A 22,314-nucleotide genomic window follows, 5' to 3' on the forward strand; every position below is an offset into this window, starting at 1 on the left:
TTTATCCATACTGATAGAGAGTTGACTACATAGTCATTATAATTGACCGGTTAACTACAAGTCAACGAAATGAATGGCATTTTTCCGACAATCAATAAGGGGTGTTTCTGTGAAAGAAAAAGAACGCTTAATTATTGAAGCTGCAATGAAATTATTTGCCCGCAAAGGTGTATCTTCCACCTCCATCCAAGATATTACCAATGCATGCGGCATTCCGAAAGGCTCCTTTTATTTTTATTTCAAATCAAAAGACGAGTTGTTAATTAAATTATTGGAACAGTTTTTTAATCATTTAAAGGAAAAAACAAAGCAAATCGAGACCGTTTATGATGATCCCAAAAAACGTTTTATGAAACAACTGTCGGTTCAATTGAAAGAAATTTTGGAGCATAAAGAGATATTTATCACGCAGATGCATGAAAATTTAAAAGAACATAATCAAAAAATTGAAGCGCTGTTACAAGATATAAGAAGTGATTTTTTTCATTTTTTTACAACCAACCTAAAAAAAATTTATGGACGAGCCATTGACAAATATATAGTCGATGCCAACATTATCATTCAAGGAATCTTTTTTTCATTCATTCAATTTCTCGTTTTGGAAAATGGAGTGAGAGTGGATGAAGAAAAGTTAGCAAAATACATTTTACAAACAACTGATGATTTAATAAAAGGAATGCTGGCAAAACAAGAAGATCCCATCATTCCCGCTGATACCCTAAACAAAATATTGGATCATCCTCAACCGCCGGATCATCCGTTAGATATTTTAAAAAAGATAAAAGACATAAGCCGTCCAATCCTTCATGATGAACAATTCACGATTTCGATTGAAGTTTTAGAAGCGGAAATCATGGCTGAACAACCAAGAATACCCGTTATTAAGGGAATGCTGGCCAATCTCTATGAATATCCAGAGCTGCGCTATTTCGTCAATCAGATGGCTGATTATTTCCAAATCAAATAAGCATCTAAAGGAGCGATTCCTTTAGGTGCTTTTTATTTCTGGCGCGATCCTTGTCCTGCCCCATCATCTGTCTAGCACTTTCCTACAAGGTACCCAGAGACGGGGGACTCGTGGCATTAGTTGGACATTACATGCCAATCATTCGATCCTTCAACATTTGCTCCCAGTGAACAACACCATCACAGACTACTTTATTGGTTTAGAGCTGGTCTTCCCATCGTGTTTTACACATCTCCTCCATTATCTTACGCAATAACAAGAACCATAAGTGAAGCGATTGGGTCTTGCACCACGAATTCCCGATGAATATGATAAAATAAAAATAGAATCGAACGGAAAGGATACTGAAAGCACGATGGAAAATCAAAAACACTGGTCCATCCTTATTACTGAAGGAGAAGTTGAACCATGGTATTTTCTCGATGGCTGGGAGAAGCAAATTAAAGAACAAAAGCAATTCACCAATTCAAAAGAAGCGATGGCACAATACAAGGCGCTCGTTGAAGCGCATCGCCAACGATTTGATCACTATCAAATCAAAGGATCATCCATCGCCTGTTTTTGGAACGATGGCGAGGAAGTGTACTGCGAAGCGTGTGACGAGTTTTTGCAAGTGTATCATGGTATTTTGCTCTTTTATCAAGATCGTCTGTTTGAACCTAGCCACATGGATTAACAAAATCCATCTTTTCGAAAATGTAAAAAGACACGCTGTCTCTCTTGCCTAATAGGAATGACAGTAAAAAACGCTGGGGCATGCTCCAGCGTTTTTTACAAATTCCGGCCATTGTTTAGATCGATTCGGATGGAAAAAACATTTCTCTTCAATTATGATTAAATTTTTCCACTGTAAGCTGAAAGTGTTATTCGCGAAAATAATCTTGCTCCAATACTTTTACGTTCTCCAAACTTTTTAGGGCCCATTCGCTGCCGTCTGCGAGCAGTTCTTCTTTCATAGCATCGACCGCTTGCTTTAATGATTCGTGATAGTCGAGCACTTCTCCCTCGTATAAACGTACCATTGGCTTCGGCATATTCGCTTGTTCATTGAAAGCAAGCGCACGCCGCTCATGAAAGAGAGGGACATCAGCCTGCTTCGGCTGATGCAGATCTCCTTGCATCGGATGCTTTAACACGCTTTTGACACGCACTAAATAATGCTGTGGGCGTATATCGGTAATTTCTCCAATATATTTTCCTGTCTTGTAAATACCGATCACTAGGTCTCCTCTTTTTAATGACTCGCTCATCATTTTCCGCTCCCTTCCCAAGGCAAAGCCGCCATTCTTTACTGTTCAAAAATATTCGCTATGTCGCAATCCGCTGCTAAAGCAACCGCCAGTTTCATTCGCGCTTTTTTTGAATCGTAATCGCTCCCTAATATCACGCCTTTTTTATATAAATCATACGCGCTGCCTAAATAATCATAGGTCGTATATACCGCTCCTTCTTCTGCGCTGGTTGTGATGACAACTTTAATGCCTTGCTTAATGGCTCTCTCGATCTCTTCAGCCATTTTCGGCGCGACTTGTCCACGGCCAACCCCCTCAAGCACTATTCCAGCAACGCCGCTTTCCCTTGCTGCTTTAATAAACTTCCCGTCCGCTTCCAAATAGCATTTAATAATATCCACTTCCGGGATCTCGCGCACAAGCTTATAATGCTCCCTTTTCACCGGCTTTTGATATACATACACTTCATCGTTATCAATAATTCCCAAATAACCAAATCCAAAAGCATTAAAGCCTTGGATATTCGATGCATGCTCTTTTTTTACATATTTGGCTGGAAAAATGCGCTCATTAAAAACAACAACCGTTCCTGCTCCCCTTAACTCGTTGGCGCATGCGACGTATATGGCATGCCGAATATTAATATAGACATCGCTCCCTAAATCAACTGGAGATCGTTGAGAGCCAGTCACCACAACTGTGCGCTCATCAGCAATCGTCAAATCTAAAAAATAGGCTGTTTCTTCAAGCGTATCCGTGCCATGCGTGACCACGACCCCATCGACTGAACGATCTTGGAAATAATATTCAATCCGTTCCTTCAAATGCACCAAATTCGAAAACGTCATATGCATGCTTGGCAGTTGAAAAACACTCTCAATAACGACTTCAATATCTTTGGGCAAATGACACATCGAAGCAAGCTCCTCGCCGGTTAGCACTCCGGCAGATAAACGTCCTGATGCAGCATTCAGTTTGCTAGCGATCGTACCGCCGGTTGTAATAAGAACCACTTTTCGTTTTTTCACGTTTAGATCACCTATACCCCTTTTAGTCTCCCGTTTACAGCTCTAAGCGAACCTCAGCCGCTTTTTCGCGTGCAACGATGCAAGCGGCAATTTGCTCACCATGAAACCGACCGTTTTCAATGAAAATTTCATTGGCATTGTTTCCCGCAGCAATCACTCCGGCAATAAAAATGCCAGCCACATTCGTTTCCATCGTATCCGGATCATAAAGCGGCCGACCTGTTTCTGCATCAATGCCCACACCCATGCTTTTTAAAAATTCATGATCGGGGCGATAACCGGTCATCGCAAATACAAAATCATTTTTTATCTTCTTCCATTCCCCGTCCACTTCATAAATGACGGCGTCTTCTGTAATTTCCTTTACATGGGCATTAAATTCCATTTTAATTGTGCCATGGCGCACAAGCGCATCAAATTCCGGCAAAATCCAAGGCTTAATGCTTGACGAATAAGCGCTGCCACGATACAGTACCGTTACTCGAGCCCCTGCCTTTACTAGCTCCAGAGCTGCATCAACACTTGAATTCTTTCCGCCAATCACCACACAGTCTGTATTATAATATGGATGTCCTTCCTTAAAATAATGCATCACTTTAGGCAATTCTTCTCCAGGAACATTCATATAATTAGGATTGTCATAATATCCTGTCGCAATAATGACGTAATCGGCTTCGTATTGATCTTTTGTGGTCCTGACAGCAAACTTTCCGTTTTCCTGTTTGACAACCTGTTCCACCTTTTCAAACGCATAAACGCGAATTTGCTTGCGCGTCACAACTTCGCGATAGTAAGCGAGCGCTTGGTTACGCTTTGGCTTGCGATTTTCCGTAATAAATGGCACCCCACCAATTTCCAGGCGGTCGCTAGTGCTAAAAAACGTTTGATGTGTCGGATAATGATAAATGGCATTGACGATATTCCCTTTTTCTATCACTAACGGCGTATAGCCCGCATCCTGCATAGCAATAGCAGCAGCAAGTCCGCATGGCCCTCCACCGACAATAATGATTTTTTCTTGCTTCATTTCTTTCCCTCCTTGAGGCAATAAAAAATCCCCTACCTAAAAAATGATAGGGGATTTTTGTATAGATTTCAATTAAATCCATCCGCGGAAACGGCAAGCTTCGGCCATTTTTCTAACGCCAACCATATAAGCGGCCAAGCGCATATCCACTCGGCGTGTCTGAGCGGTTTCATACACGTTGTTGAATGCTTTTATCATCACTTTTTCAAGTTTTTCTTCAACTTCTTCCTCTGTCCAATAGTACCCTTGATTGTTTTGCACCCATTCAAAGTAAGAAACGGTTACACCGCCGGCGCTTGCCAATACATCTGGAACGATGAGAACGCCACGCTGTGTTAAAATTTCTGTCGCTTCCAGCGTTGTTGGACCGTTAGCCGCTTCAACAACAATTTTCGCTTTGATGTTGTGGGCATTTTCTTCAGTAATTTGGTTTTCAATTGCTGCTGGAACTAAGATATCGCACTCTAGCTCTAAAAGCTCTTTATTGGTTATTGTATTTTTAAATAGCTTCGTGACAGTTCCAAAGCTATCTCGACGGTCAAGCAAGTAATCAATATCCAAGCCGTTCGGATCGTAAAGCGCGCCATATGCATCGGAAATACCGATCACTTTTGCGCCGGCATCATGCATAAACTTCGCTAAAAAGCTGCCTGCATTTCCGAATCCTTGCACAACAACACGCGCGCCTTCCAGTTGAATGCCGCGCTTTTTCGCAGCTTCGCGAATGCAAATCGTGACCCCTTTCGCTGTGGCTGTTTCACGACCGTGTGAACCACCCAACACAAGCGGTTTTCCTGTAATGAATCCAGGAGAATTAAACTCGTCAATACGGCTATACTCATCCATCATCCATGCCATAATTTGCGAGTTCGTAAAGACATCTGGAGCCGGAATGTCTTTTGTCGGCCCGACGATTTGGCTGATTGCGCGGACATATCCGCGGCTTAGCCGCTCTAGCTCACGGAACGACATATTGCGCGGATCGCAAACAATCCCGCCTTTTCCGCCGCCATACGGTAAATCAACAATCCCGCATTTTAAGCTCATCCAAATCGATAACGCTTTCACTTCACGTTCTGTAACGTTCGGATGAAAGCGGATACCCCCTTTTGTTGGTCCAACCGCATCGTTATGTTGGGCACGGTAGCCGGTAAAAATTTTTACAGTACCGTCATCCATGCGCACAGGAATTTTCACTGTCAGCATGCGAATCGGCTCTTTTAATAGCTCATATACCTCTTCAGGATAACCGAGCTTTTCCAACGCTCTATGTATGACGATTTGCGTTGCTTTTAACACGTCGTGTTTTTCTTCTTGCTTTTCTTCGCTGGTATGCTTGTCGGCTACCATACGTAAACCTCCCATACAAATCACTTGATAATGATATTGTCCACCTTTCATGTCATAGTATACACCTTCCTCTTGTTTATGCAAAGTAAAAAAATCAATTTTTTATTTGTTTTTCTTGATTTGCAACCGCTTACATTCTTTACTATATCAACAACTGTATTTTTCAGCCTCGTTCTATACATCCATTGTATAATGTTTTCTGAAAAAATAAAAATCAGACTCCTTTGCTCAGGAGTCTGAATCAAAAAAGCGATTAAGCCGGAAAATATCGAACAAGTTGTTCAATGGCACGATGGTCCATTATTTTTTTTCCATATTCTGCAACACGATGAATCGTGATCGTCGATGAGCTGCCAAACTCCGCTAATATAGCGATAAAATCATCGGCAGCAACAGGCGGCTCTTCTGAGACGTGCAAATAAAAGCGTTGATTATACGAATACAGCGTGCCGTCCACGCAGCCAATAGCATAAAGACGATGAGCCAACTGGATGACATCTTCAAACGTTTGGAACTCATAAAATATATCCTCGCTCTCATCGAGCGTCACTTGCATTTCAATATAATCATCAGCAAACTCTTCGTCAAAATCATGCTCTTGGTCTTCGCTCGTTACGATCACAACCATTCCCTGTGCCGGTAAAGAGTATACTTCCACCGCAATGGAGCCATTTACTTCAAAACCAAGTTCTTCGTTGGCTTCCTCAATCATGTCGCGAAACAATTGCTGCACTTTAAACGTGTCTTTCCATAAATCATCTTTCGTTAAGCCGCGATCCATTAAATCATCAAAGGTGAGGAAAATTTTTATTTTGTTGTGGGTTAAGCGTTCAAGGCGCATCAACACCCCTCCTTACCTACACAGCCATCTTCTTATGTTCATTGTATGAAAGAAACTGTAAATGGTTCTATTGTTATTATTGAGTTTACATCGTTTTTATCTATTTAGACAAGCATAATATGTGCAAATATGTAGTTTTTTCTTACTTCCTCATTTATGAAGCAACAAAGCAGCTTAAGAAACGTTCATAAAATTGAATTTGCGGATTTTTTATGCAATCTCCAGCCAAACATCACGATCTGTTCAACGATATTCCTTTGCAAACCAGACAGAATTACGATCAAAGCTTGTCCTGTTGCCGAGCAAAGAAGCTCCCATACCCGTGGCGCTAGTGTGACATTACATGAAACGATGACCATAAGTGAATCCATTTGATTCTGCATCACAAGTGCTCTAAAATAAATCTCCCCCACCTGCACTCCGTCAAGAGGGGGAGACTTTTCGGTGAATGATGTAAAAATGTTCAGGTGCAGCTATCCTGCAAACACTTCCTATTCGCCAATAAGAAAACGTCATCGATTCCATAAAATCCTATTTCTATCTTTCCTAATAATCACTATTTTCGTCATGAACATATATTGACGTATATTATAGATAAAAGCAGAAAAATCTAGGCTCTTGGAGCATCTTCAGCTTTGCACTCAATCGTAATGAGATTCGCTTCAGCAGGCGCTCCAAAACGCAAGGGAATGCGCCTTGTCCCATATCCGTTGCTTATGAACAGAACCGTTTGTTTGATTTGTTTCAGCCCCCCTTTTTCCTTAATTCCAAAACGTCCCAAACGAATTTGCCCCCCGTGAGTATGCCCGCTGAGTACAAGCGCAATGCGGTGAGCGGGACGAATTTTCCTTTTTATTTCTGGATTATGGCAAGCAATGATGCGGAATGCTTCTTCTTCCACGCCAAACAATGCAGAATCAAGGCGTGCCTTCCTCTTGCTAACATCATCAATCCCAATCAATGCTACTTTTTCTCCTTCTTTGGACCGAAGCGTAACTGCTCGGTTATCTAGAACATGGATGCCTTCCTGCCGCAAAAGCGCGTCCAGTCTTTCATAATCCGCTTCATAATCATTATTTCCCCAAACAAAATACGTCGGCGCAATTTGCTTTAAACGCCGTATATTTTCTTTTGTGCGTGCCAATGGCACCCCTTTTTCTGTCAAATCTCCGCCAATAACAACGATATCTGCCTTCTCCTGCGCTTGCTCAATGATTTTTTTAGACACGCGGCGGCGATGAATATCGGAAATAAAAAAGATGGTCAACGCCCGAAAGCTTTTCGGAAAATCGGAAAATGCTACATGTACGTTCACAATCCGATTTCGGTGCGCTTCCCACCACATATATGCGACCAAGCCTATACAAAAAAACAGAACGAGCATCATCATAAATTCTTCTCCTACAAAAGCTTTTTATACCGATGACCAGATGAAAAATCTACCGCTATCATACCATAAACAACAGAAAAAATGAAAAATAAAAGCGATAAGCGTTTATTAAGATGAAACAACCAATAAAAGCTGCCCACTACCGTATAACTCGCTAGCCATTCATACCAATTGACGATTTTCCTAATGAAAAGCTGAACCGCCCCTTCCACCATTGTTCGGATGGCCATGGCATTGGCAAGAAAGCCAATAAAAAAGCAAGCCATTGCCAAAAATGAGTGCAGCGGGCGAAATGTAAAATCAGCCAAAAAATTGACCCAAGTAAACGGAGTCACATCTGGCATCCAGGAAATCATCAAATAGCCACATACGTAGCCAACCGCCACATAAAAAAGCTGCTGCCGCATCTCATCCCTCCCTATTCTTTACATGTATTCATGAAAAAAGAAACGTATGCATAAACATAGACTGAAGCTTGATTGTAAAGGAGGCGTATGCATGTTCACTACGCGAAAGCAATACTATCCATATATCAGCCCATTTGACCCTTGCCCGCCGATCCGTGTCAAAACATATGTGACGGCACCGAATTTGTACCTCGGCTTCCAACCGCCAAACTTGCCGCAATTTTCTCCTCATGAAGCATTACAAAAAGGAACGCTTTGGAAGGTATTTTACGATCCTTATTACAGCCCATACGAAATGGCAAACAAGGGTGATTACAAATGAAGCAGCTACCAAAAGAATATTATGAGTTGCTTGAACAATTGCAGGCTGTTGATTTTGTGCTTGTTGAATTAACTCTCTACCTTGACACTCATCCAAATGATTATCAAGCCATTCAGCAATTTAACCAATTCGCTCAAAAAAGAAAACAATTAAAAAAACAATATGAAGAAACCTATGGCCCTCTCCAGCAATTCGGCAATAGTTATTCGAGCTACCCTTGGAATTGGGACGATACTCCATGGCCATGGCAAGTGTAAATGACGAGATCAAGGGGGAAGCAACATGTGGATTTATGAAAAAAAGTTACAGTATCCCGTGCGTGTCAGCACATGTAATCCCAAATTAGCGAAATATCTAATTGAGCAATATGGCGGAGCTGATGGCGAGCTTGCGGCCGCTCTTCGCTACTTAAATCAACGATACTCTATTCCTGATAAGGTGATTGGATTATTGACTGATATCGGCACAGAGGAGTTTGCCCATTTAGAAATGATCGCCACCATGGTCTACAAATTAACCAAGGATGCAACCCTTGAACAGTTAAAAGAAGCCGGCTTAGATGCCCACTACGTCAATCACGATCGCGCTCTTTTTTATAACAACGCCGCAGGGGTACCATGGACAGCCGCCTATATTCAAGCAAAAGGCGATCCAATCGCTGATTTATACGAGGATATCGCGGCCGAAGAAAAAGCAAGGGCGACCTATCAATGGATTATTAATATGAGCGACGACCCTGATTTAAATGATGGTTTGCGGTTTTTACGCGAGCGAGAAATCGTTCATGCTCAGCGATTCCGTGAAGCGGTTGAAATTTTAAAAGAAGAGCGTGACCGCAAAAAGATTTTTTAATAACGGCAGGACGTGCAAAAAAATCCGTTTGCTTTTCGAAGGACTGAGAATAGCTGAATGATCGCCTCATTCAGCTATTTTCATAAAATAAGTTAATATCATATTTCGCTTTCATCATTTCAAACCATTTATGCCGTTCCTTCCACTCCTCCTCATTTTTCCATAATTCAGCACTTTTTTGAATAATTTCACAGCGCAGCAAATGAAATTCCTCTTCTGCTTTCTCACATTTGTTCTTGTAAAATGATATAGCCCAATACAACGTAAACAAAAGCAATAAAGCATATAAGTGCTCTACTTTTCCAAAAAACTGTGTCATCACATTAGCAACCGTACCGCCCAAAGGCGCGATCTCCCATATAATATATATAAAAAACAATATAAATCCGATACTTGTCACGATTTGTAGCATTTTCACTTTTTGTTTGAATTTCTCCCATTTTTCTTTTTTTTCAATCACTCCGAGCAGCATTTGCTTTGTTACTTCGTCCTTTAGTCCCGAAAGCCATTCATCCACGGCAACCGTTCCCCTTTAACTAAATGGTTACTTCCATCTTATGTACAAGCACAATAAAATAGAACAAAAAAAGAGACGATATTCGTCCCTTCATTTTAATGAAATATTGGGGATTTGCAAAACCTGTCCTTTATGGAGCTGTGAGGTTTGGAGATGGTTCCATTTTTTAATAATCTCCATTCCTTTTTCCGTTTTGTAGTAATCCATCGCAATGCTAAAAAGCGTCTCGTTTTCTTTGACGACATGCGTCGTGACTTGCGGTTTTTCCTGCTTTTTCTCTGCGGCTTCAGAGTTCTCTGTATCGGACTTTACGATCGTCTTCTGCTGTGTTGGCCGCTTTGGTATTTTCTCGCTTTCGCTTTGCTCTCTTTCAATATCAATCGGCTCGTAGCTGCTGCTTGTTTGCACCGTGACGACAGGCAAGTCATCATCATACAGATGATGGACAATTAAAATCGTAACAGGTAAAAGAATAAAAAATACGAATAATAGCCGGATCAGCGGATATTTGATTTTCCATTTTCTTTTTTTCTTCTTTTGTTTCGTCCGTTTCCGTTTATGTACTTCACTGCGAGACGGGAGAGCAAGCACATCCATTTTTTTTTCAGGCTGCCTCCAATCATTGGTTTGCTGACGCAACAGCTCAGCTTGGTCATAAGCATGCTTCAATATTGTTCACCTCAATCCTCTGGATGCTTCGCTTGAAGATAGTCAAGGCGAATATGAACAGCCAGCACAAAATTAATGAAAAAATGGGCGGAAATGGTGACCCAAAGAATTCCGGTCCAAGCATAAAGATAGCCGAGAAAAAAGCTTAGCAGCATCACCATGATAAACGAAAACCATTTTGCCAAATAACGAACATGTAAAACAGCAAAAATAAGGCTTGCTGCCAATAAGCCGAAGCGTGTCTGAAGGACCCCTCGAAACAGCCATTCCTCAGTAAAAGCGATCACAAGGCATAGCCAAAGCAAGTGAGGAAGTGAACGAGTTTGAAACAGCTTCTCATTAATGCCTCCATCGTCATACCACTCTTTTGGCAAATAACGAAGCAGCAAAAACTCAAGCGCCAGTACCAGAAGCGCGCCACCGCCCCCGTATAAAACAACTGTCGCGGTCTCCCAGCGCCACATTCGTTCGAATGACGTCCCATCCAACAAAAACCAGCCTAACCCGCTGGAAATAATGAGGAGCAGCCCTTGCGTCACATATAAATGACGCAGTACTTCTCGATCACTCATGGTTTGAATTTGTTTACTTTGTCTGCTCATGAAGGCTCCCCATTTCAAAAAACATTCGCTGCAGTTCTTTTTGCCAGCTGTGGAACGTCCATGTGTCTTCGTTCTGCGCTGCACGTTTTTCATAGTGATGAAGCGAAAAACCGCATATGTCACAGCACATGCTTGGCTTTTGTACAAGCCGCTGATCAAAATACGATAAAAGCTGTTGGCGGCGGCACGAGGAATGGAACAGCCATTTCAGCATTTGCTGTAGCTTTTTTTGCTTCCATCTCCTTCTCGCCTCGATCATTTGTAATATGTTCGCTTCCACCTTGTCAAGGTTCTGCGAAGCTAGTTGCTCGCTTTCAAACATGTACTGCAAAATTCGCCATTGCGTGTCGCTCAGACCTAGCATCGTACTAGGTACCTGCGAAGACCATTCAGGTTCTGAAAATCTCTTATGCTCTATAAACAACCGAATTTGTTCACGAGCTGGCAGCTCTGTTTCTATAAGTGATTGTACCATTTCCTCATCGCCATGGGTATACAGTAAAATCGCAACACTATTTTTCCCATCTCGGCCTGCTCGTCCAATTTCTTGCATGTACGCTTCTATTTGCCCGGGCAAATGAAAATGAATCACATAACGAACATTTTCTTTGTTTACGCCCATTCCAAAAGCACTTGTACAGCAGACGAGCTGCAGTTGATCGCACAAAAACTGTTGTTGAATAAGCATGCGCTGCTCCGCATCCATTCCTCCATGATAATAAGCCACCTTCTCCATTCCTTCCCCCTGCAGTTTGCGGGCAAGGACCTCGGCCCATTGCCGGCTTGAAACATAGATCATTCCTGGGCCTTGCAATATTTTTACATAATGAAATATCCTCTCTATTTTTTCTTCAACGGATGAAACACACTCCACCTTCATCGCAATATTCGGACGATCGACAGGATGAATGTGCAGCTGTGCCTGCTTCAGCTGCAATGTAGCTAAAATATCATTTATAACTTCAGGAGGTGCTGTAGCCGTTAATGCTAAACAAGGCGGATTTCCAAGTTGATGGCGAATATGGCCAAGCTTCAAAAAATCAGGACGGAAATCATGCCCCCACTGTGAAATACAGTGAGCTTCATCCACAACAAATAAAGAGATTCCCGCTTTCTGTAAGGCTTCTATCCATTTTGGTGATTGCAATATTTCTGGAGATGCATAAATGAAGCGAAATGGGCGCAAATCGGTCAGCGCCGCCTGCTTCAAACTGCTTGCTAGAAAGCTATTAATCGCAATCACTCTCTTTTCCCCGCGCTTTCGTAGCTGCTGCACTTGATCCTCCATCAATGAAACAAGCGGAGAAATAATTAAAATACGACCAGAAAAAATATAACCAGGAAGCTGATAGCAAAGCGATTTCCCCCCGCCTGTTGGCAGCATCGCCAATACATCGTTTCCTTTCAAAACATCTTCGATAATTTCTTTTTGTCCCGGTCGAAACGAACGATAACCAAACGCTTTCTCCAATAATTGTTCAAGATTCACCAGCTTCCCCTGCCTTTGCCAAGATCAACCGAATTTCAAAATAGCTGACATGATCTCCAACAGCCTCACGGATTTTTCTTAATTGTTTGGTTCCCAGTTCTTTTGTTGCTTTCATAACGTTTCTTCTCGTTTTTTCATCAACAAATGGTTCAATCGAAAAACCGGGAACATTCGCAGCAATTTCCACAATATGATCTTCAATTGTACTCCGTTTTAATCCACGAATCCGGGCTATTTCTTCAATATCCTTTTGACTTTGCAGCCACTCATACGTTTTTTGCGCCGATCGCGTCAACGAAACAGGAGAAACGAGATCGCGCGCTAATGCGTGCAAAATCGGAAAGGAAGCGGCATCACGCACCAGCCTTTCCATCATATAGTGAAGAACATGCTGGAGCATAAGCTGAATGTAAAGCGAATCTTTGTTGAAGAAAGCGGCTAACTGCTCATTTGTCCAGCCAATCCGTTCAAAGCTGGTAAGCCGTAGCGTTAACATCTCCGCCTCTTCATCCGACAGCGCTGTAAGCAGATCCACCAGCTCGTTATACAAAGCATGCGCCCATTCAGAAGCTGTTCGTTTTTGTGAAAATATGTATCTCTTTACCCATTCAAATGTTGCTTCATGTCGATGAATCGGTTCAAATCGGCATTTATGAACAAGGTTAGAAATTGTCTGCACAAAAAGCGACAGCCGGTACCAAAATAATGTATCTACCGAATGATATAAAAATCCATTTAAGTGCTGCAAAAAACGAGCAGAGGGGAGCCAACGTTCAAGCTGCTCGTCACCTTTTTCTGTTAATACATAGGAGCGGTCACCGACAAGTGAGAGACATTGGTCGGTCATAAGCTCTGCAGCCGCCTTCTCAAGCTCGTACCCGGAAACATCCTTATATGCTCCAAATAATTTCTCTAGTCGGAACCATTTGCTATCTTGCAGCGTTTGCGCTGATTTCTTTCCTGAAAGTAAATGGTAAACAGCCGATAGAGAACGTTCACCGTTAAAACGCTGTAAACAAAATAAAAGAAGAAAATGCAAGGTCCTATCCATCCATCATCGCCTCTTACAAGTCATATTGCCTCCAAAAAATGAGCATCTATCAGGAACGAGCGGATGTTCTGGTCTTCTTCTTGGACATGGCGGAAGTTGCCCCTGTTCTTCATTCGCGCTTTTGTTGCCAGCAAACGAACAGATCCTCAAAAAGCCGCCAGTCATCCTTCATCATTCTACATCTTTTTATCATATCGATCCCAGCCTACATCGATTGTACCAAAACTCGAATGAAGTGGAAACGTTCATCCTGTTCGTGTATATAATAAATATAAACTTAAGGAGCTCGAATAGAGAGAGGATGGATAGCTGCAGCGGACCGAGGGTTTCATCACTTGTCTTTACCGCTTCTTCGCTTGACAAGTCCCCGGGTACCATCTCAAAAAGACAACTCGGAATCCATCCCCTACGCTTAGAGTTGGAAGACTTCACAATGGATAGATTAGCAGCGATGCTTGATCTATACAGCTATGAGAGCTATTCTCACTTGACTTTTAGGTTGAAAAGTTGGACAAAGCACTTTATTATAGGGATAGAGAATATGTTTTGGTTACATATGCACGGTCTATTCACCGGCGCAAATCGAATTGGGGAGGTCATTTTATGCCAAAGTATACGATTGTTGATAAAGAAACCTGTATTGCTTGCGGTGCTTGCGGCGCTGCGGCTCCAGACATTTACGACTACGATGATGAAGGAATTGCCTATGTAACGCTTGATGATAACCAAGGAATCGTTGAAATTCCAGATATTCTCCTTGATGATATGATGGATGCGTTTGAAGGCTGTCCAACTGACTCCATCAAAGTTGCTGACGAGCCATTTGATGGTGATCCAAACAAGTTTGAGTAAGTCCCCATCCCCCTCTCTTGAACAAGGTAAGAGGGGGATTTTATTTGCTTTTCGTAGTGCCATCGGCTTGAACTCAACAAACCAGCACATTGGAACAAATCCTTTCGTTTAGAGATAGGAGATGGATCGGTGAATGTGTTCAATATCCATTCATCATTCGTGGCGCCAGATCCAACCGATTCCCTTATTGGCTATATATTTAAATGAATGGTATCTGTAAAAGCCCGTGGTCAAAAGGCGAGGGGGGTGACTTGTCACGGCCACACTTTGGCGTGACCGAGCGCCAACTATCGACTGTCATACAAGAGCAATGTTTGAAAGATCAAGTTGTATCGATCATCACGGCTAATAATGCCCAACTAGCTCCACGAGTAATGAATAGATTCATAGACTATATCATATGGATATGAGAGCTGTTTGCAAGAAACGAGCTTTCAGCATCCACTCAGCACCACAGGCATATTGCTATATTTTGCTACTGTGTTTTATAATAGAAGCGCATACATACAAGAAGGAGGAAATGTGTCATGTCGTTTGAAAACAAAGTAGTAGAAGCGTTTATCGAAATTCCGACAGGCAGTCAAAACAAATATGAATTTGATAAAGAGCGCGGCATCTTTAAACTAGATCGTGTATTATTCTCTCCAATGTTTTATCCAGCAGAATATGGTTATTTAGAGAATACGCTTGCTCTTGATGGCGATCCGCTTGATATTTTAGTCATCACAACCAATCCGACCTTCCCTGGCTGCGTTATTGATACTCGCGTCATCGGTTACTTAAATATGGTAGACAGTGGAGAAGAAGATGCTAAACTCATCGGTGTCCCTGTCGAAGATCCTCGTTTCGACGAAGTTCGCAGCATCGAAGACCTCCCGCAGCATAAATTAAAAGAAATCGCTCACTTCTTTGAACGCTACAAAGATTTACAGGGCAAGCGAACAGAGATCGGCACTTGGGAAGGTCCAGAAGCTGCGGCTAAGCTAATTGAAGAGTGCATCGCCCGCTACCAAGAAACAAAAAAATAAATCCATCACTTGAGAAGCCAAGCGGAAAGCATCCGCTTGGCTTTCCTTTTTAGCAAATTCCGAACATTTCTTATAAAAACGCTTACATTTGTATGACTTCTTGATATTTCGTTGACAGACTATTTCTCCTATGATAAATTATCAGAAATTCAGAATTGTTGTTCCTGAAAGGAGTGCATCATTTTGTTTCGCATTTTAGTATCCGATCCAATCAGTGAAGAAGGTCTAGCCCCCCTCAGAAAATCCGAACATATTGAAGTTGTGCAAAAGAAGGTAACAGAAGCCGAAGAGCGATTGCACGAATTCGACGCTTTGCTTGTCCGCAGCGCTACAAAAGTAACAGAAGAGCTTTTAGTGAAAATGCCAAATTTAAAAATTGTCGGCCGCGCAGGGGTTGGGGTCGATAATATTGATGTTGAAGCAGCCACTCGTCACGGTGTCGTTGTCATTAACGCTCCCAATGGCAACACGATTTCCACAGCTGAGCATACATTTGCCATGATGGCCGCACTCGTTCGTCACATCCCCCAAGCACATGTTTCTGTCAAATCGCGCGAATGGAACCGTTCCGCCTTCGTAGGCTCCGAATTGCACGGCAAACATTTAGGCATTGTCGGCTTCGGCCGAATCGGCTCAGAAGTCGCTAAACGTGCGCGCGCATTTGGCATGAATGTTCATGTATATGATCCTTTCTTAACGAAGGAACGGGCGGAAAAGCTTGGTGTTTCGATTTGCTCGCTTGATGAAGTGCTCGCTCTCTCCGATATTATTACGGTACATACACCGCTAACCAAAGAAACAAAGGGGCTGCTTGGCGAAAAAAATCTCGCCAAAACGAAAAAAGGAGTTTACTTGCTAAACTGTGCCCGTGGAGGAATCATCGATGAGCAGGCTCTTGTCAAATTTTTAGAAAACGGCCATGTCGCTGGGGCTGCTCTTGATGTGTTTGAACAAGAGCCTCCTGGAGATCATCCGCTTCTTTCTTTTGATAACGTCATTGTCACACCGCATCTTGGAGCATCCACAATAGAAGCACAGCTTAATGTGGCTACCCAAGTAGCAGAGGAAGTTCTTCAGTTTTTAAACGGAAAACCAGTTACATCTTCGATTAACCTACCAACATTGTCTAAAGATTTGTACGAAAAAATTCAATCATTCTATACTCTTGCGAAAAAAATGGGAATGATTGCTTCCCAATATATGAATCTTCCTGTTCAAGAGATTACGGTGACTTACGCAGGGACCGTGGCTGATTTAGAAACAACCTACATCACGCGAAGCCTGCTTGCTGGCTTTTTAAAACCGCGTGTCGCTTCGACTGTCAACGAAGTCAATGCAGCTATGATCGCTAAAGAGCGCGGCATTACATTCGGGGAAAAATTTTCTGATCAAACACATGGCTATGCCAACTGCATTTCGTTAACCGTGTATGGCGAAAATAAAACATTTACTATTATGGGCACTCATATTCCAAATTACGGAAACCGCATCGTCTATTTTGATGGTTTTTCGATCGATTTTGCGCCAGAAGGATATCTTCTCTATATTCAACATCAAGATAAGCCAGGAATGATCGGAAAGGTTGGAAACGTATTAGGCAGCCATCATGCTAATATCGCAACCATGCAGGTAGGACGGCAACAAGCCGGCGGAAGAGCGATTATGATGCTTTCGTTAGATAAGCCACTCGACGACGAGCTGTTAGAAAAACTGGTTGATATTGAAGATATTGAATCAGCGAAAAAACTGGAGCTATAAAAGAATAATAGAAAAGGAGAACGGGGCCATCGTTCTCCTTTTTACTGGCTAACCTTTGTTCCTTGATGAAAAAGCCATTGCCATTTTCCGTTGATTCGCTTCTAAAGGAAGAAGCCGCTCCTTGAATTCGTCCTTCCTTTGAACTCCTCCCATTTTCGCTTCGAATCAGGAAATTTTGGAAAAACTGAAAGAGCGTCTTCTGTCGGGATACGATAAAAGTCCCGACCTGCCGCTAGCAAATTCGGCCGTTTTCTTTGATTATCCTAGCGGAACCGCCTGCCGCTCACCTTTATGGAAGGTGATCAACTCTGTATAGCCCACTTCGCGAGCAAGCGCAATCGCTTGGTCAAAATCAGCGCCAACATGTTCAGGAACATGAGCATCTGATGAAAGCACAATAGGAATTCGTTTATCATGGCACATTTGCAATAAGCGTCTGTCAGGGTACAGTTCGCCTACAGGTTTGCGCAAGCCCGCCGTGCTGATTTCCACGCACGTTTTCGAATTGGCAAGAGCGGTTGTCGCCCTGTCATACTGCTCATACAAAAACTCTTCATCTTTGGGCACGTAATTAAAGATTTTCACTAGATCCAAATGCCCAATAACATCGAACAAGTTCGATTCCGCCAAGGTTACAACTTGATCGAAATATTTTCGATATGTATCATATAAATCGCGACGCTCCCATTCTTTTCGATACTCAGCCAAATCAATGCCAAAATCATCGATCCAATGAATTGAACCGATGACATAGTCAAAATCATACGCTTGAATAAATGCCGCCATTTCTGCATGCTTTCCTGGTGTATAGTCCATTTCAATCGACATTTTCACATCGATCCCCGCATCCCATGCCTCATGAAACAAACGGACATAGTCAGCCATATCATAATATCTCCGCTCTTCGACCCAAGGGTTGGAAAGAATGTTTTTCGTTTGATAAAAATGATACGCATGCTCAGAAATGCCAAAATGCTGAATGCCTTTCCGTTTCGCTTCGTCGGTGAATTGCTTTAAATAATCAAGCGTCAGCGTTCCCCTTTCCAAATGATTATGGTAATCTGTCAGCATACAATCTCCTCCCACTGTGTTTTCCTCATTATATCTTATTGTTAAGCGGAAGGACAATGATTTGCCTGAATTTTCACCCATTATCCAGCAAGACCAATGAAAAATAACAAGCGAATACACATGACCATGCCAGCCACCGCAAGCAGCCGTTTCATTACATCTTCCATCGCCTAATCCCTCTCCTTTCATTCCTTTGACCATATATGTATTATGTGAAAAGAGAAGCAATTAGAACTGTCCGCTTTCAGTTTTTACGAAACTGTAATAAAACCTCCACCACCACCGATGTTTTTCGCTAGCGTGTGGATAGAGGATTCGGCGCAATCGGGACACGGATGCTTTCTCCCAACCGATAAGGCCCCACCTGTTCCGTGTTGCCTCCCAAAAACGTAACAGAATGAAAACCAAATTCTCTCGCGGTCAGCAGCATTGCTTCAAGCATCCATTGAGATGCAGCCGATTCGTTCAAAACAGAGCTGGGCGTAAATTGAACAATAAGATGCTTGCCTTGTTTTTGTATATCCATGATGTGTACATGTTGCGAAATAGACGGACGAAAAATGGCGCTTTTCATCCTTTGCATGCTTTGAAATGCATCTTCAATAGTTGAAAAAGGCTCAGTCGATGGTGCGAGAAACAAAGGATGGGACGGATCGGACTGATAAAAATAATACGCCCGTTTTTTGTGAGAGACACGCAACGATTCCAGACGACCGATAGATGGCAAATTAATTCCTTTTTTATGTTCTGTGAAAAATTGGACATTCGTTCCTCCAAGCCAACGGATCGTTTCTTCAATGCTAGAAAGAAACACCGTCGTCACGGCCGGATCATTAGAAAAAACCGGATGTTTTTTCGCAACGTGTACCGCCCATTCAGTCTGATCGCCAGAAGCATTAGAAAACGTTATTCGATCAAACCAATGGTTATCTAGCCCTAATTGTCCTGGCAATTGTTCTTTGGCAAATTGAAGCTGCCGTTCTCGAGAATGTTCGTTTGGTGAAGCAGAAACGCTAACGGGAATCACCGCTTTTCTATTAAGATCCGGGAGCGCTAAAACCACCACTTTACGATCTTTAACAACGCGAGAAGCCACTTTGTCCGCTGAATCTGTACTCATCATCACCGCTTGCTTTGGGGACGATTCTTCCGCATTCATCAACACCTTCATTTCGTTTTCATGTTCTTCTGCTTTGTCCTTTTTGGATGACGAAGACAAGTTCAAAGAAGCACCGATCATCATAAAAAAGCAAACAGCAGCAACAGAAACAAGAGCGGAGACGATTCGCCCATTTTTCCGAATTATTTTTTTCTTTTTAAGCATCTGGTTATAAATCTCTTCTTTAGAGCGGCGGTCATGCACCAGCGGCATCTGCTTGAGCACTACTTGAATATCGTCTTCACTCCATTGGAATTTTTTCATGATGCCATCCTCCCTTCGCTGCCTCTTCCTCCATTTGCTGTCTTAGATGCTTTAGCGCCCGATGCTGAGTCGTTTTTACTTTGCTTTCCGTCCATCCTAGCGCCTCAGCCGTTTCTGAAACCGATAGCCCTTGAATAAATCGAAGCACCAGCACGCTTCTTTGATCAAACGTGCACCTTTCCAGACATTGATACATCAATTGAATTTCTTCTTTTTGCAGCGCTACTTCCTCAGGTAACGCCTGCGGATCCTGAATGGGCTTAGCTGTCCAATCAAATGATCCAATGATTTTAGCCCTCCAGCTTCTCTGCTTTCGAAAAAAATCGATGGCGACATGGCGCGCAATCGATAGCAGCCATGTTCTTTCGCTGCTGCGCCCTTCAAAACGTCCATATGAATTCAACACTTTTATGTATACTTCTTGAACAAGATCTTCCGCTTGCTCGCGATCTCGCACCATATAAAATAAAAATTGAAACAGATCATGATGATATTTTTCATATAGTTCGTCAAAAACGGAATCCATTCTTTTTCCTCCCGCTCTGCCATATTCGTCGTTAAAATTATCCGTTTCGTTACAGGCTCCCTAAAAATTTTACAATAAAAAAAGGAAGAACATGACAGATATTCTTCCTTTTTATTGAACAATCTCAATAGGAAAAAAGTAGCGATTTGTCATTTTCCGAATAGCTTCCTCCATCTCCGGCTGAAAACTAATCAACAGCGAAGTAGCTGGACCCGCTGAAGCGTGCAGCGGCAAAGGGCAGTAGCAGCTTGACGCTGTCAGCCCATTATCGTTTAACAGCTGTTGCAGCTCATACCAAATTCCCTTTGACCCGATTGGCACAAGCTCAAAAATTTCCGATCTTGATAATAGTTGACGAAATAATGGCAGCGGAAGCAGACGATCTTGTTTCTTCAACACCTCATCGCCAACAAGCGGCTCGCCAATGACGGCGAATTTGGCATGGCGAGGTGTTATGCCCATTCGCTTTTGCTTGTTTTGAACCTTGCCGACCACCGTAATGCCAAACGCAGATTGCTGTGTGGTAAAGTTCGATTCAGTGCTTCCGACAAGCGGCAAGGAGAGGCTAAGCTCCAGCAAAGCCTGGCGAACTCCTGCACAAAGAGCCCCCCATGATTCATCACCATTAAAATTTTGCAAAACGGCAGCTAGGGGTTCGGCGCCGACACATAACGCTTCCATCAACGCCACACGCGCGGCAAAATAGCTGACTGTCTCATATGATGCGCAAACAAGATCCAGCTCTTTTAGGCCGATCGCAGCAGAGCCGTCGGCAGCAATAACAAGCGCTTCATTTTCGTATAGCGGCAAGAACAATACATCACGCATTGTGCATCTTCCCACGATCCAATATGTTGTTTTTTAGCAGCATCGGCGCTACAATAAAGCAGATAGCAGCATTCAATGCGGTGGCAATAGCAAGAGCCGGCAAAACAGCGACGATGAACATCCCCCCAAAGCTGAAAATAAGCGGAAGCGGCGCAAGAAATACGTTGCCGATAAAAAAAGCAGCATGTGCTGTTTTTCTCCAGCCCTTGTGAAACAGTAAACTAAATATATAAACAAGCACAGCCATTTCCAATGCAATCAGCCCGTGAAAAGCCCCTAACTGAAAACCCGCAAACCAGGCTGATAAAAGGTGGCCAACGGCAGCTACAAGCGCTCCTTCCTTTTTGCCGAGCAGCACACCAGCCACAAGAGCTGGTGCGCTATCAAGAGCAATGCTGCCAAGATGAGTGGGGAATTTTAATAAGGCGCCAACGACAGATAGACTGATGCATAAAATCAAAGCGGCAAACTGTTTCAAATGAAGGTTTCCCATATCACTTATTGCTCTCCTTTATCACGAAAAACGATCGCGCTTCGTTCATATTCAATGTCATTCACGTTTAGTCTTGCATTCACCACGCGAGCGGCTGCAAAAAAGTAATCAGAAAGACGATTAACATATTGCAAAACAATTTCATTGATCGGCTCCGCCTTGCTCAGTGACACGATGCAACGTTCTGCTCGTCTCGTCACCGTCCGTGCCACATGAATGGCTGCAGCCGCTTTGGAACCGCCCGGCAAAATAAATTTTTCAAGCGGTGGCGCTTCTTTAATATATTCATCAATTCTTTGCTCTAAAAAGGTGACCATTTCTGCTTTCACTTTATATGGAAGCTTTTGATTCACAATGGCTAAATCACCACCGCAATCAAACAGTTCATGTTGGATCTTTTGCAATTCGCTATAAATATCTTGAAACTTCTCTTCTTCAAGCAGTGTCATGGCTTGTCCTACTAATGAATTCACCTCGTCTAATGTTCCGTAGGCTTCTACGCGTAAATGGTCTTTGTCTACGCGCCCGCCTATTAAACTTGTTTTCCCTTTGTCTCCCTTTCTTGTATACAATTTCATCTTGATTTTCCTC

26 protein-coding genes are annotated in these 22,314 nt (G+C 42.7%); 8 read left to right on the forward strand and 18 right to left on the reverse strand.

The window, feature by feature from the left end; genetic code table 11:
• Positions 1–109 precede the first annotated feature (109 nt).
• Together GGQ95_RS04475 and GGQ95_RS04480 are read left to right on the forward strand one after the other, a co-directional pair.
• The gene (locus GGQ95_RS04475) at positions 110–967 is read left to right on the forward strand and encodes a TetR/AcrR family transcriptional regulator (protein WP_183186429.1); all 858 of its coding nucleotides are present in this window, start codon (positions 110–112) and stop codon (positions 965–967) included.
• 355 nt (positions 968–1,322) lie between these two features.
• Positions 1,323–1,643 (forward strand): DUF1033 family protein, encoded by a 321-nt coding sequence (locus tag GGQ95_RS04480; protein WP_139788126.1) that lies wholly within the window; start codon positions 1,323–1,325, stop codon positions 1,641–1,643.
• 187 nt (positions 1,644–1,830) lie between these two features.
• Here the strand turns inward: GGQ95_RS04480 and kapB are convergent, their stop codons facing one another.
• The 7 genes from kapB to GGQ95_RS04515 all read right to left on the reverse strand — a co-directional run bounded on the left by kapB (position 1,831) and on the right by GGQ95_RS04515 (position 8,242).
• Entirely contained in the window at positions 1,831–2,217 is a 387-nt protein-coding gene (kapB, locus tag GGQ95_RS04485; RefSeq protein WP_066146501.1) for a kinase-associated lipoprotein KapB, read from the reverse strand.
• 38 nt (positions 2,218–2,255) lie between these two features.
• On the reverse strand, positions 2,256–3,227 hold the full coding sequence (locus GGQ95_RS04490; RefSeq protein ID WP_080862387.1) for an asparaginase: 972 nt from the start codon (positions 3,225–3,227) through the stop codon (positions 2,256–2,258).
• A gap of 34 nt (positions 3,228–3,261) precedes the next feature.
• Positions 3,262–4,254: a YpdA family putative bacillithiol disulfide reductase gene (locus GGQ95_RS04495; RefSeq protein WP_080862386.1), complete on the reverse strand. Its 993-nt coding sequence runs from the start codon at positions 4,252–4,254 to the stop codon at positions 3,262–3,264.
• A 72-nt stretch (positions 4,255–4,326) separates the two neighbouring features.
• Positions 4,327–5,604 carry a Glu/Leu/Phe/Val family dehydrogenase gene (locus GGQ95_RS04500; RefSeq protein WP_044742226.1) on the reverse strand — a complete coding sequence of 426 codons (1,278 nt, stop codon included), beginning with the start codon at positions 5,602–5,604 and terminating at the stop codon, positions 4,327–4,329.
• A 253-nt stretch (positions 5,605–5,857) separates the two neighbouring features.
• Positions 5,858–6,445: a genetic competence negative regulator gene (locus GGQ95_RS04505; RefSeq protein ID WP_066145521.1), complete on the reverse strand. Its 588-nt coding sequence runs from the start codon at positions 6,443–6,445 to the stop codon at positions 5,858–5,860.
• Positions 6,446–7,055: 610 nt separating this feature from the next.
• Positions 7,056–7,832, reverse strand: coding sequence for a metallophosphoesterase (locus GGQ95_RS04510; protein ID WP_139788138.1), 777 nt, complete (start codon positions 7,830–7,832; stop codon positions 7,056–7,058).
• A 14-nt stretch (positions 7,833–7,846) separates the two neighbouring features.
• Positions 7,847–8,242: a hypothetical protein gene (locus GGQ95_RS04515; protein WP_080862384.1), complete on the reverse strand. Its 396-nt coding sequence runs from the start codon at positions 8,240–8,242 to the stop codon at positions 7,847–7,849.
• Positions 8,243–8,333: 91 nt separating this feature from the next.
• Between GGQ95_RS04515 and GGQ95_RS04520 the strand changes: the two genes are divergently transcribed.
• From GGQ95_RS04520 to GGQ95_RS04530, 3 genes are read left to right on the forward strand one after another with little or no spacing between them, the layout of a single operon-like run.
• Entirely contained in the window at positions 8,334–8,564 is a 231-nt protein-coding gene (locus GGQ95_RS04520; protein WP_044742222.1) for a spore coat associated protein CotJA, read from the forward strand.
• The gene (locus GGQ95_RS04525) at positions 8,561–8,821 is read left to right on the forward strand and encodes a spore coat protein CotJB (RefSeq protein WP_044742221.1); all 261 of its coding nucleotides are present in this window, start codon (positions 8,561–8,563) and stop codon (positions 8,819–8,821) included. The genes GGQ95_RS04520 and GGQ95_RS04525 overlap by 4 nt, the downstream gene beginning before the upstream one ends.
• A 25-nt stretch (positions 8,822–8,846) precedes the next feature.
• Positions 8,847–9,416: a manganese catalase family protein gene (locus GGQ95_RS04530; protein ID WP_066145530.1), complete on the forward strand. Its 570-nt coding sequence runs from the start codon at positions 8,847–8,849 to the stop codon at positions 9,414–9,416.
• Positions 9,417–9,486: 70 nt separating this feature from the next.
• On the opposite strand, the gene GGQ95_RS04535 is transcribed toward GGQ95_RS04530, so the two are convergent.
• From GGQ95_RS04535 to GGQ95_RS04555, 5 genes are all read right to left on the reverse strand, one after another.
• Positions 9,487–9,888, reverse strand: coding sequence for a DUF2663 family protein (locus GGQ95_RS04535; RefSeq protein WP_066146504.1), 402 nt, complete (start codon positions 9,886–9,888; stop codon positions 9,487–9,489).
• 135 nt (positions 9,889–10,023) lie between these two features.
• Entirely contained in the window at positions 10,024–10,602 is a 579-nt protein-coding gene (locus GGQ95_RS04540) for a LysM peptidoglycan-binding domain-containing protein (protein WP_066145532.1), read from the reverse strand.
• An 11-nt stretch (positions 10,603–10,613) separates the two neighbouring features.
• Entirely contained in the window at positions 10,614–11,204 is a 591-nt protein-coding gene (locus GGQ95_RS04545) for a CPBP family intramembrane glutamic endopeptidase (protein ID WP_183186430.1), read from the reverse strand.
• Positions 11,188–12,696 carry a RecQ family ATP-dependent DNA helicase gene (locus tag GGQ95_RS04550; RefSeq protein WP_066145538.1) on the reverse strand — a complete coding sequence of 503 codons (1,509 nt, stop codon included), beginning with the start codon at positions 12,694–12,696 and terminating at the stop codon, positions 11,188–11,190. The genes GGQ95_RS04545 and GGQ95_RS04550 overlap by 17 nt, the downstream gene beginning before the upstream one ends.
• Complete coding sequence (locus GGQ95_RS04555) at positions 12,683–13,744, reverse strand: YpbB family protein (RefSeq protein WP_066145541.1); 1,062 nt, start codon at positions 13,742–13,744, stop codon at positions 12,683–12,685. The genes GGQ95_RS04550 and GGQ95_RS04555 overlap by 14 nt, the downstream gene beginning before the upstream one ends.
• Positions 13,745–14,347: 603 nt before the next feature.
• Here GGQ95_RS04555 and GGQ95_RS04560 point away from each other — a divergent pair.
• From GGQ95_RS04560 to serA, 3 genes are all read left to right on the forward strand, one after another.
• Positions 14,348–14,596, forward strand: coding sequence for a ferredoxin (locus tag GGQ95_RS04560; protein WP_044742215.1), 249 nt, complete (start codon positions 14,348–14,350; stop codon positions 14,594–14,596).
• Between the two features lie 527 nt (positions 14,597–15,123).
• The gene (locus tag GGQ95_RS04565) at positions 15,124–15,624 is read left to right on the forward strand and encodes an inorganic diphosphatase (protein ID WP_044742214.1); all 501 of its coding nucleotides are present in this window, start codon (positions 15,124–15,126) and stop codon (positions 15,622–15,624) included.
• 183 nt (positions 15,625–15,807) lie between these two features.
• Positions 15,808–17,382, forward strand: coding sequence for a phosphoglycerate dehydrogenase (gene serA / locus GGQ95_RS04570; RefSeq protein WP_183186431.1), 1,575 nt, complete (start codon positions 15,808–15,810; stop codon positions 17,380–17,382).
• 258 nt (positions 17,383–17,640) lie between these two features.
• Here serA and GGQ95_RS04575 read toward each other — a convergent pair whose 3' ends face one another.
• The 6 genes from GGQ95_RS04575 to GGQ95_RS04600 form a co-directional block, all read right to left on the reverse strand.
• Positions 17,641–18,453 (reverse strand): histidinol-phosphatase, encoded by an 813-nt coding sequence (locus tag GGQ95_RS04575; protein ID WP_080862379.1) that lies wholly within the window; start codon positions 18,451–18,453, stop codon positions 17,641–17,643.
• Positions 18,454–18,748: 295 nt separating this feature from the next.
• Positions 18,749–19,876 carry an RsiX family anti-sigma factor gene (locus tag GGQ95_RS04580; protein ID WP_080862378.1) on the reverse strand — a complete coding sequence of 376 codons (1,128 nt, stop codon included), beginning with the start codon at positions 19,874–19,876 and terminating at the stop codon, positions 18,749–18,751.
• The gene (gene sigX, locus GGQ95_RS04585; RefSeq protein WP_080862377.1) at positions 19,854–20,402 is read right to left on the reverse strand and encodes an RNA polymerase sigma factor SigX; all 549 of its coding nucleotides are present in this window, start codon (positions 20,400–20,402) and stop codon (positions 19,854–19,856) included. The genes GGQ95_RS04580 and sigX overlap by 23 nt, the downstream gene beginning before the upstream one ends.
• A 111-nt stretch (positions 20,403–20,513) precedes the next feature.
• The gene (locus tag GGQ95_RS04590) at positions 20,514–21,230 is read right to left on the reverse strand and encodes an ATPase (RefSeq protein ID WP_183186432.1); all 717 of its coding nucleotides are present in this window, start codon (positions 21,228–21,230) and stop codon (positions 20,514–20,516) included.
• On the reverse strand, positions 21,223–21,723 hold the full coding sequence (locus GGQ95_RS04595; RefSeq protein ID WP_183186433.1) for an ECF transporter S component: 501 nt from the start codon (positions 21,721–21,723) through the stop codon (positions 21,223–21,225). Before GGQ95_RS04595 ends, GGQ95_RS04590 begins: the two co-directional genes overlap by 8 nt.
• Before the next feature lie 5 nt (positions 21,724–21,728).
• The gene (locus GGQ95_RS04600) at positions 21,729–22,301 is read right to left on the reverse strand and encodes a cob(I)yrinic acid a,c-diamide adenosyltransferase (RefSeq protein WP_044742207.1); all 573 of its coding nucleotides are present in this window, start codon (positions 22,299–22,301) and stop codon (positions 21,729–21,731) included.
• Positions 22,302–22,314: the final 13 nt, after the last annotated feature.

It is taken from the genome of Anoxybacteroides rupiense (genome assembly GCF_014196195.1).
Lineage (GTDB): Bacteria > Bacillota > Bacilli > Bacillales > Anoxybacillaceae > Anoxybacteroides > Anoxybacteroides rupiense.

Excerpts from the sequence above, each read along its gene's own strand:
- GGQ95_RS04565 (WP_044742214.1), top strand. The coding sequence starts at position 15,124 with ATGTCGTTTGAAAACAAAGTAGTAGAAGCGTTTATCGAAATTCCGACA.
- GGQ95_RS04595 (WP_183186433.1), bottom strand. The coding sequence starts at position 21,723 with ATGGGAAACCTTCATTTGAAACAGTTTGCCGCTTTGATTTTATGCATC.
- GGQ95_RS04530 (WP_066145530.1), top strand. The coding sequence starts at position 8,847 with ATGTGGATTTATGAAAAAAAGTTACAGTATCCCGTGCGTGTCAGCACA.
- GGQ95_RS04555 (WP_066145541.1), bottom strand. The coding sequence starts at position 13,744 with ATGGATAGGACCTTGCATTTTCTTCTTTTATTTTGTTTACAGCGTTTT.
- GGQ95_RS04510 (WP_139788138.1), bottom strand. The coding sequence starts at position 7,832 with ATGATGCTCGTTCTGTTTTTTTGTATAGGCTTGGTCGCATATATGTGG.
- GGQ95_RS04525 (WP_044742221.1), top strand. The coding sequence starts at position 8,561 with ATGAAGCAGCTACCAAAAGAATATTATGAGTTGCTTGAACAATTGCAG.
- GGQ95_RS04480 (WP_139788126.1), top strand. The coding sequence starts at position 1,323 with ATGGAAAATCAAAAACACTGGTCCATCCTTATTACTGAAGGAGAAGTT.
- GGQ95_RS04590 (WP_183186432.1), bottom strand. The coding sequence starts at position 21,230 with ATGCGTGATGTATTGTTCTTGCCGCTATACGAAAATGAAGCGCTTGTT.
- GGQ95_RS04560 (WP_044742215.1), top strand. The coding sequence starts at position 14,348 with ATGCCAAAGTATACGATTGTTGATAAAGAAACCTGTATTGCTTGCGGT.
- GGQ95_RS04545 (WP_183186430.1), bottom strand. The coding sequence starts at position 11,204 with ATGAGCAGACAAAGTAAACAAATTCAAACCATGAGTGATCGAGAAGTA.
- GGQ95_RS04520 (WP_044742222.1), top strand. The coding sequence starts at position 8,334 with ATGTTCACTACGCGAAAGCAATACTATCCATATATCAGCCCATTTGAC.
- GGQ95_RS04495 (WP_080862386.1), bottom strand. The coding sequence starts at position 4,254 with ATGAAGCAAGAAAAAATCATTATTGTCGGTGGAGGGCCATGCGGACTT.
- GGQ95_RS04535 (WP_066146504.1), bottom strand. The coding sequence starts at position 9,888 with ATGCTGCTCGGAGTGATTGAAAAAAAAGAAAAATGGGAGAAATTCAAA.
- GGQ95_RS04575 (WP_080862379.1), bottom strand. The coding sequence starts at position 18,453 with ATGCTGACAGATTACCATAATCATTTGGAAAGGGGAACGCTGACGCTT.
- GGQ95_RS04505 (WP_066145521.1), bottom strand. The coding sequence starts at position 6,445 with ATGCGCCTTGAACGCTTAACCCACAACAAAATAAAAATTTTCCTCACC.
- sigX (WP_080862377.1), bottom strand. The coding sequence starts at position 20,402 with ATGGATTCCGTTTTTGACGAACTATATGAAAAATATCATCATGATCTG.
- GGQ95_RS04580 (WP_080862378.1), bottom strand. The coding sequence starts at position 19,876 with ATGAAAAAATTCCAATGGAGTGAAGACGATATTCAAGTAGTGCTCAAG.
- GGQ95_RS04600 (WP_044742207.1), bottom strand. The coding sequence starts at position 22,301 with ATGAAATTGTATACAAGAAAGGGAGACAAAGGGAAAACAAGTTTAATA.
- GGQ95_RS04500 (WP_044742226.1), bottom strand. The coding sequence starts at position 5,604 with ATGGTAGCCGACAAGCATACCAGCGAAGAAAAGCAAGAAGAAAAACAC.
- kapB (WP_066146501.1), bottom strand. The coding sequence starts at position 2,217 with ATGAGCGAGTCATTAAAAAGAGGAGACCTAGTGATCGGTATTTACAAG.
- GGQ95_RS04515 (WP_080862384.1), bottom strand. The coding sequence starts at position 8,242 with ATGCGGCAGCAGCTTTTTTATGTGGCGGTTGGCTACGTATGTGGCTAT.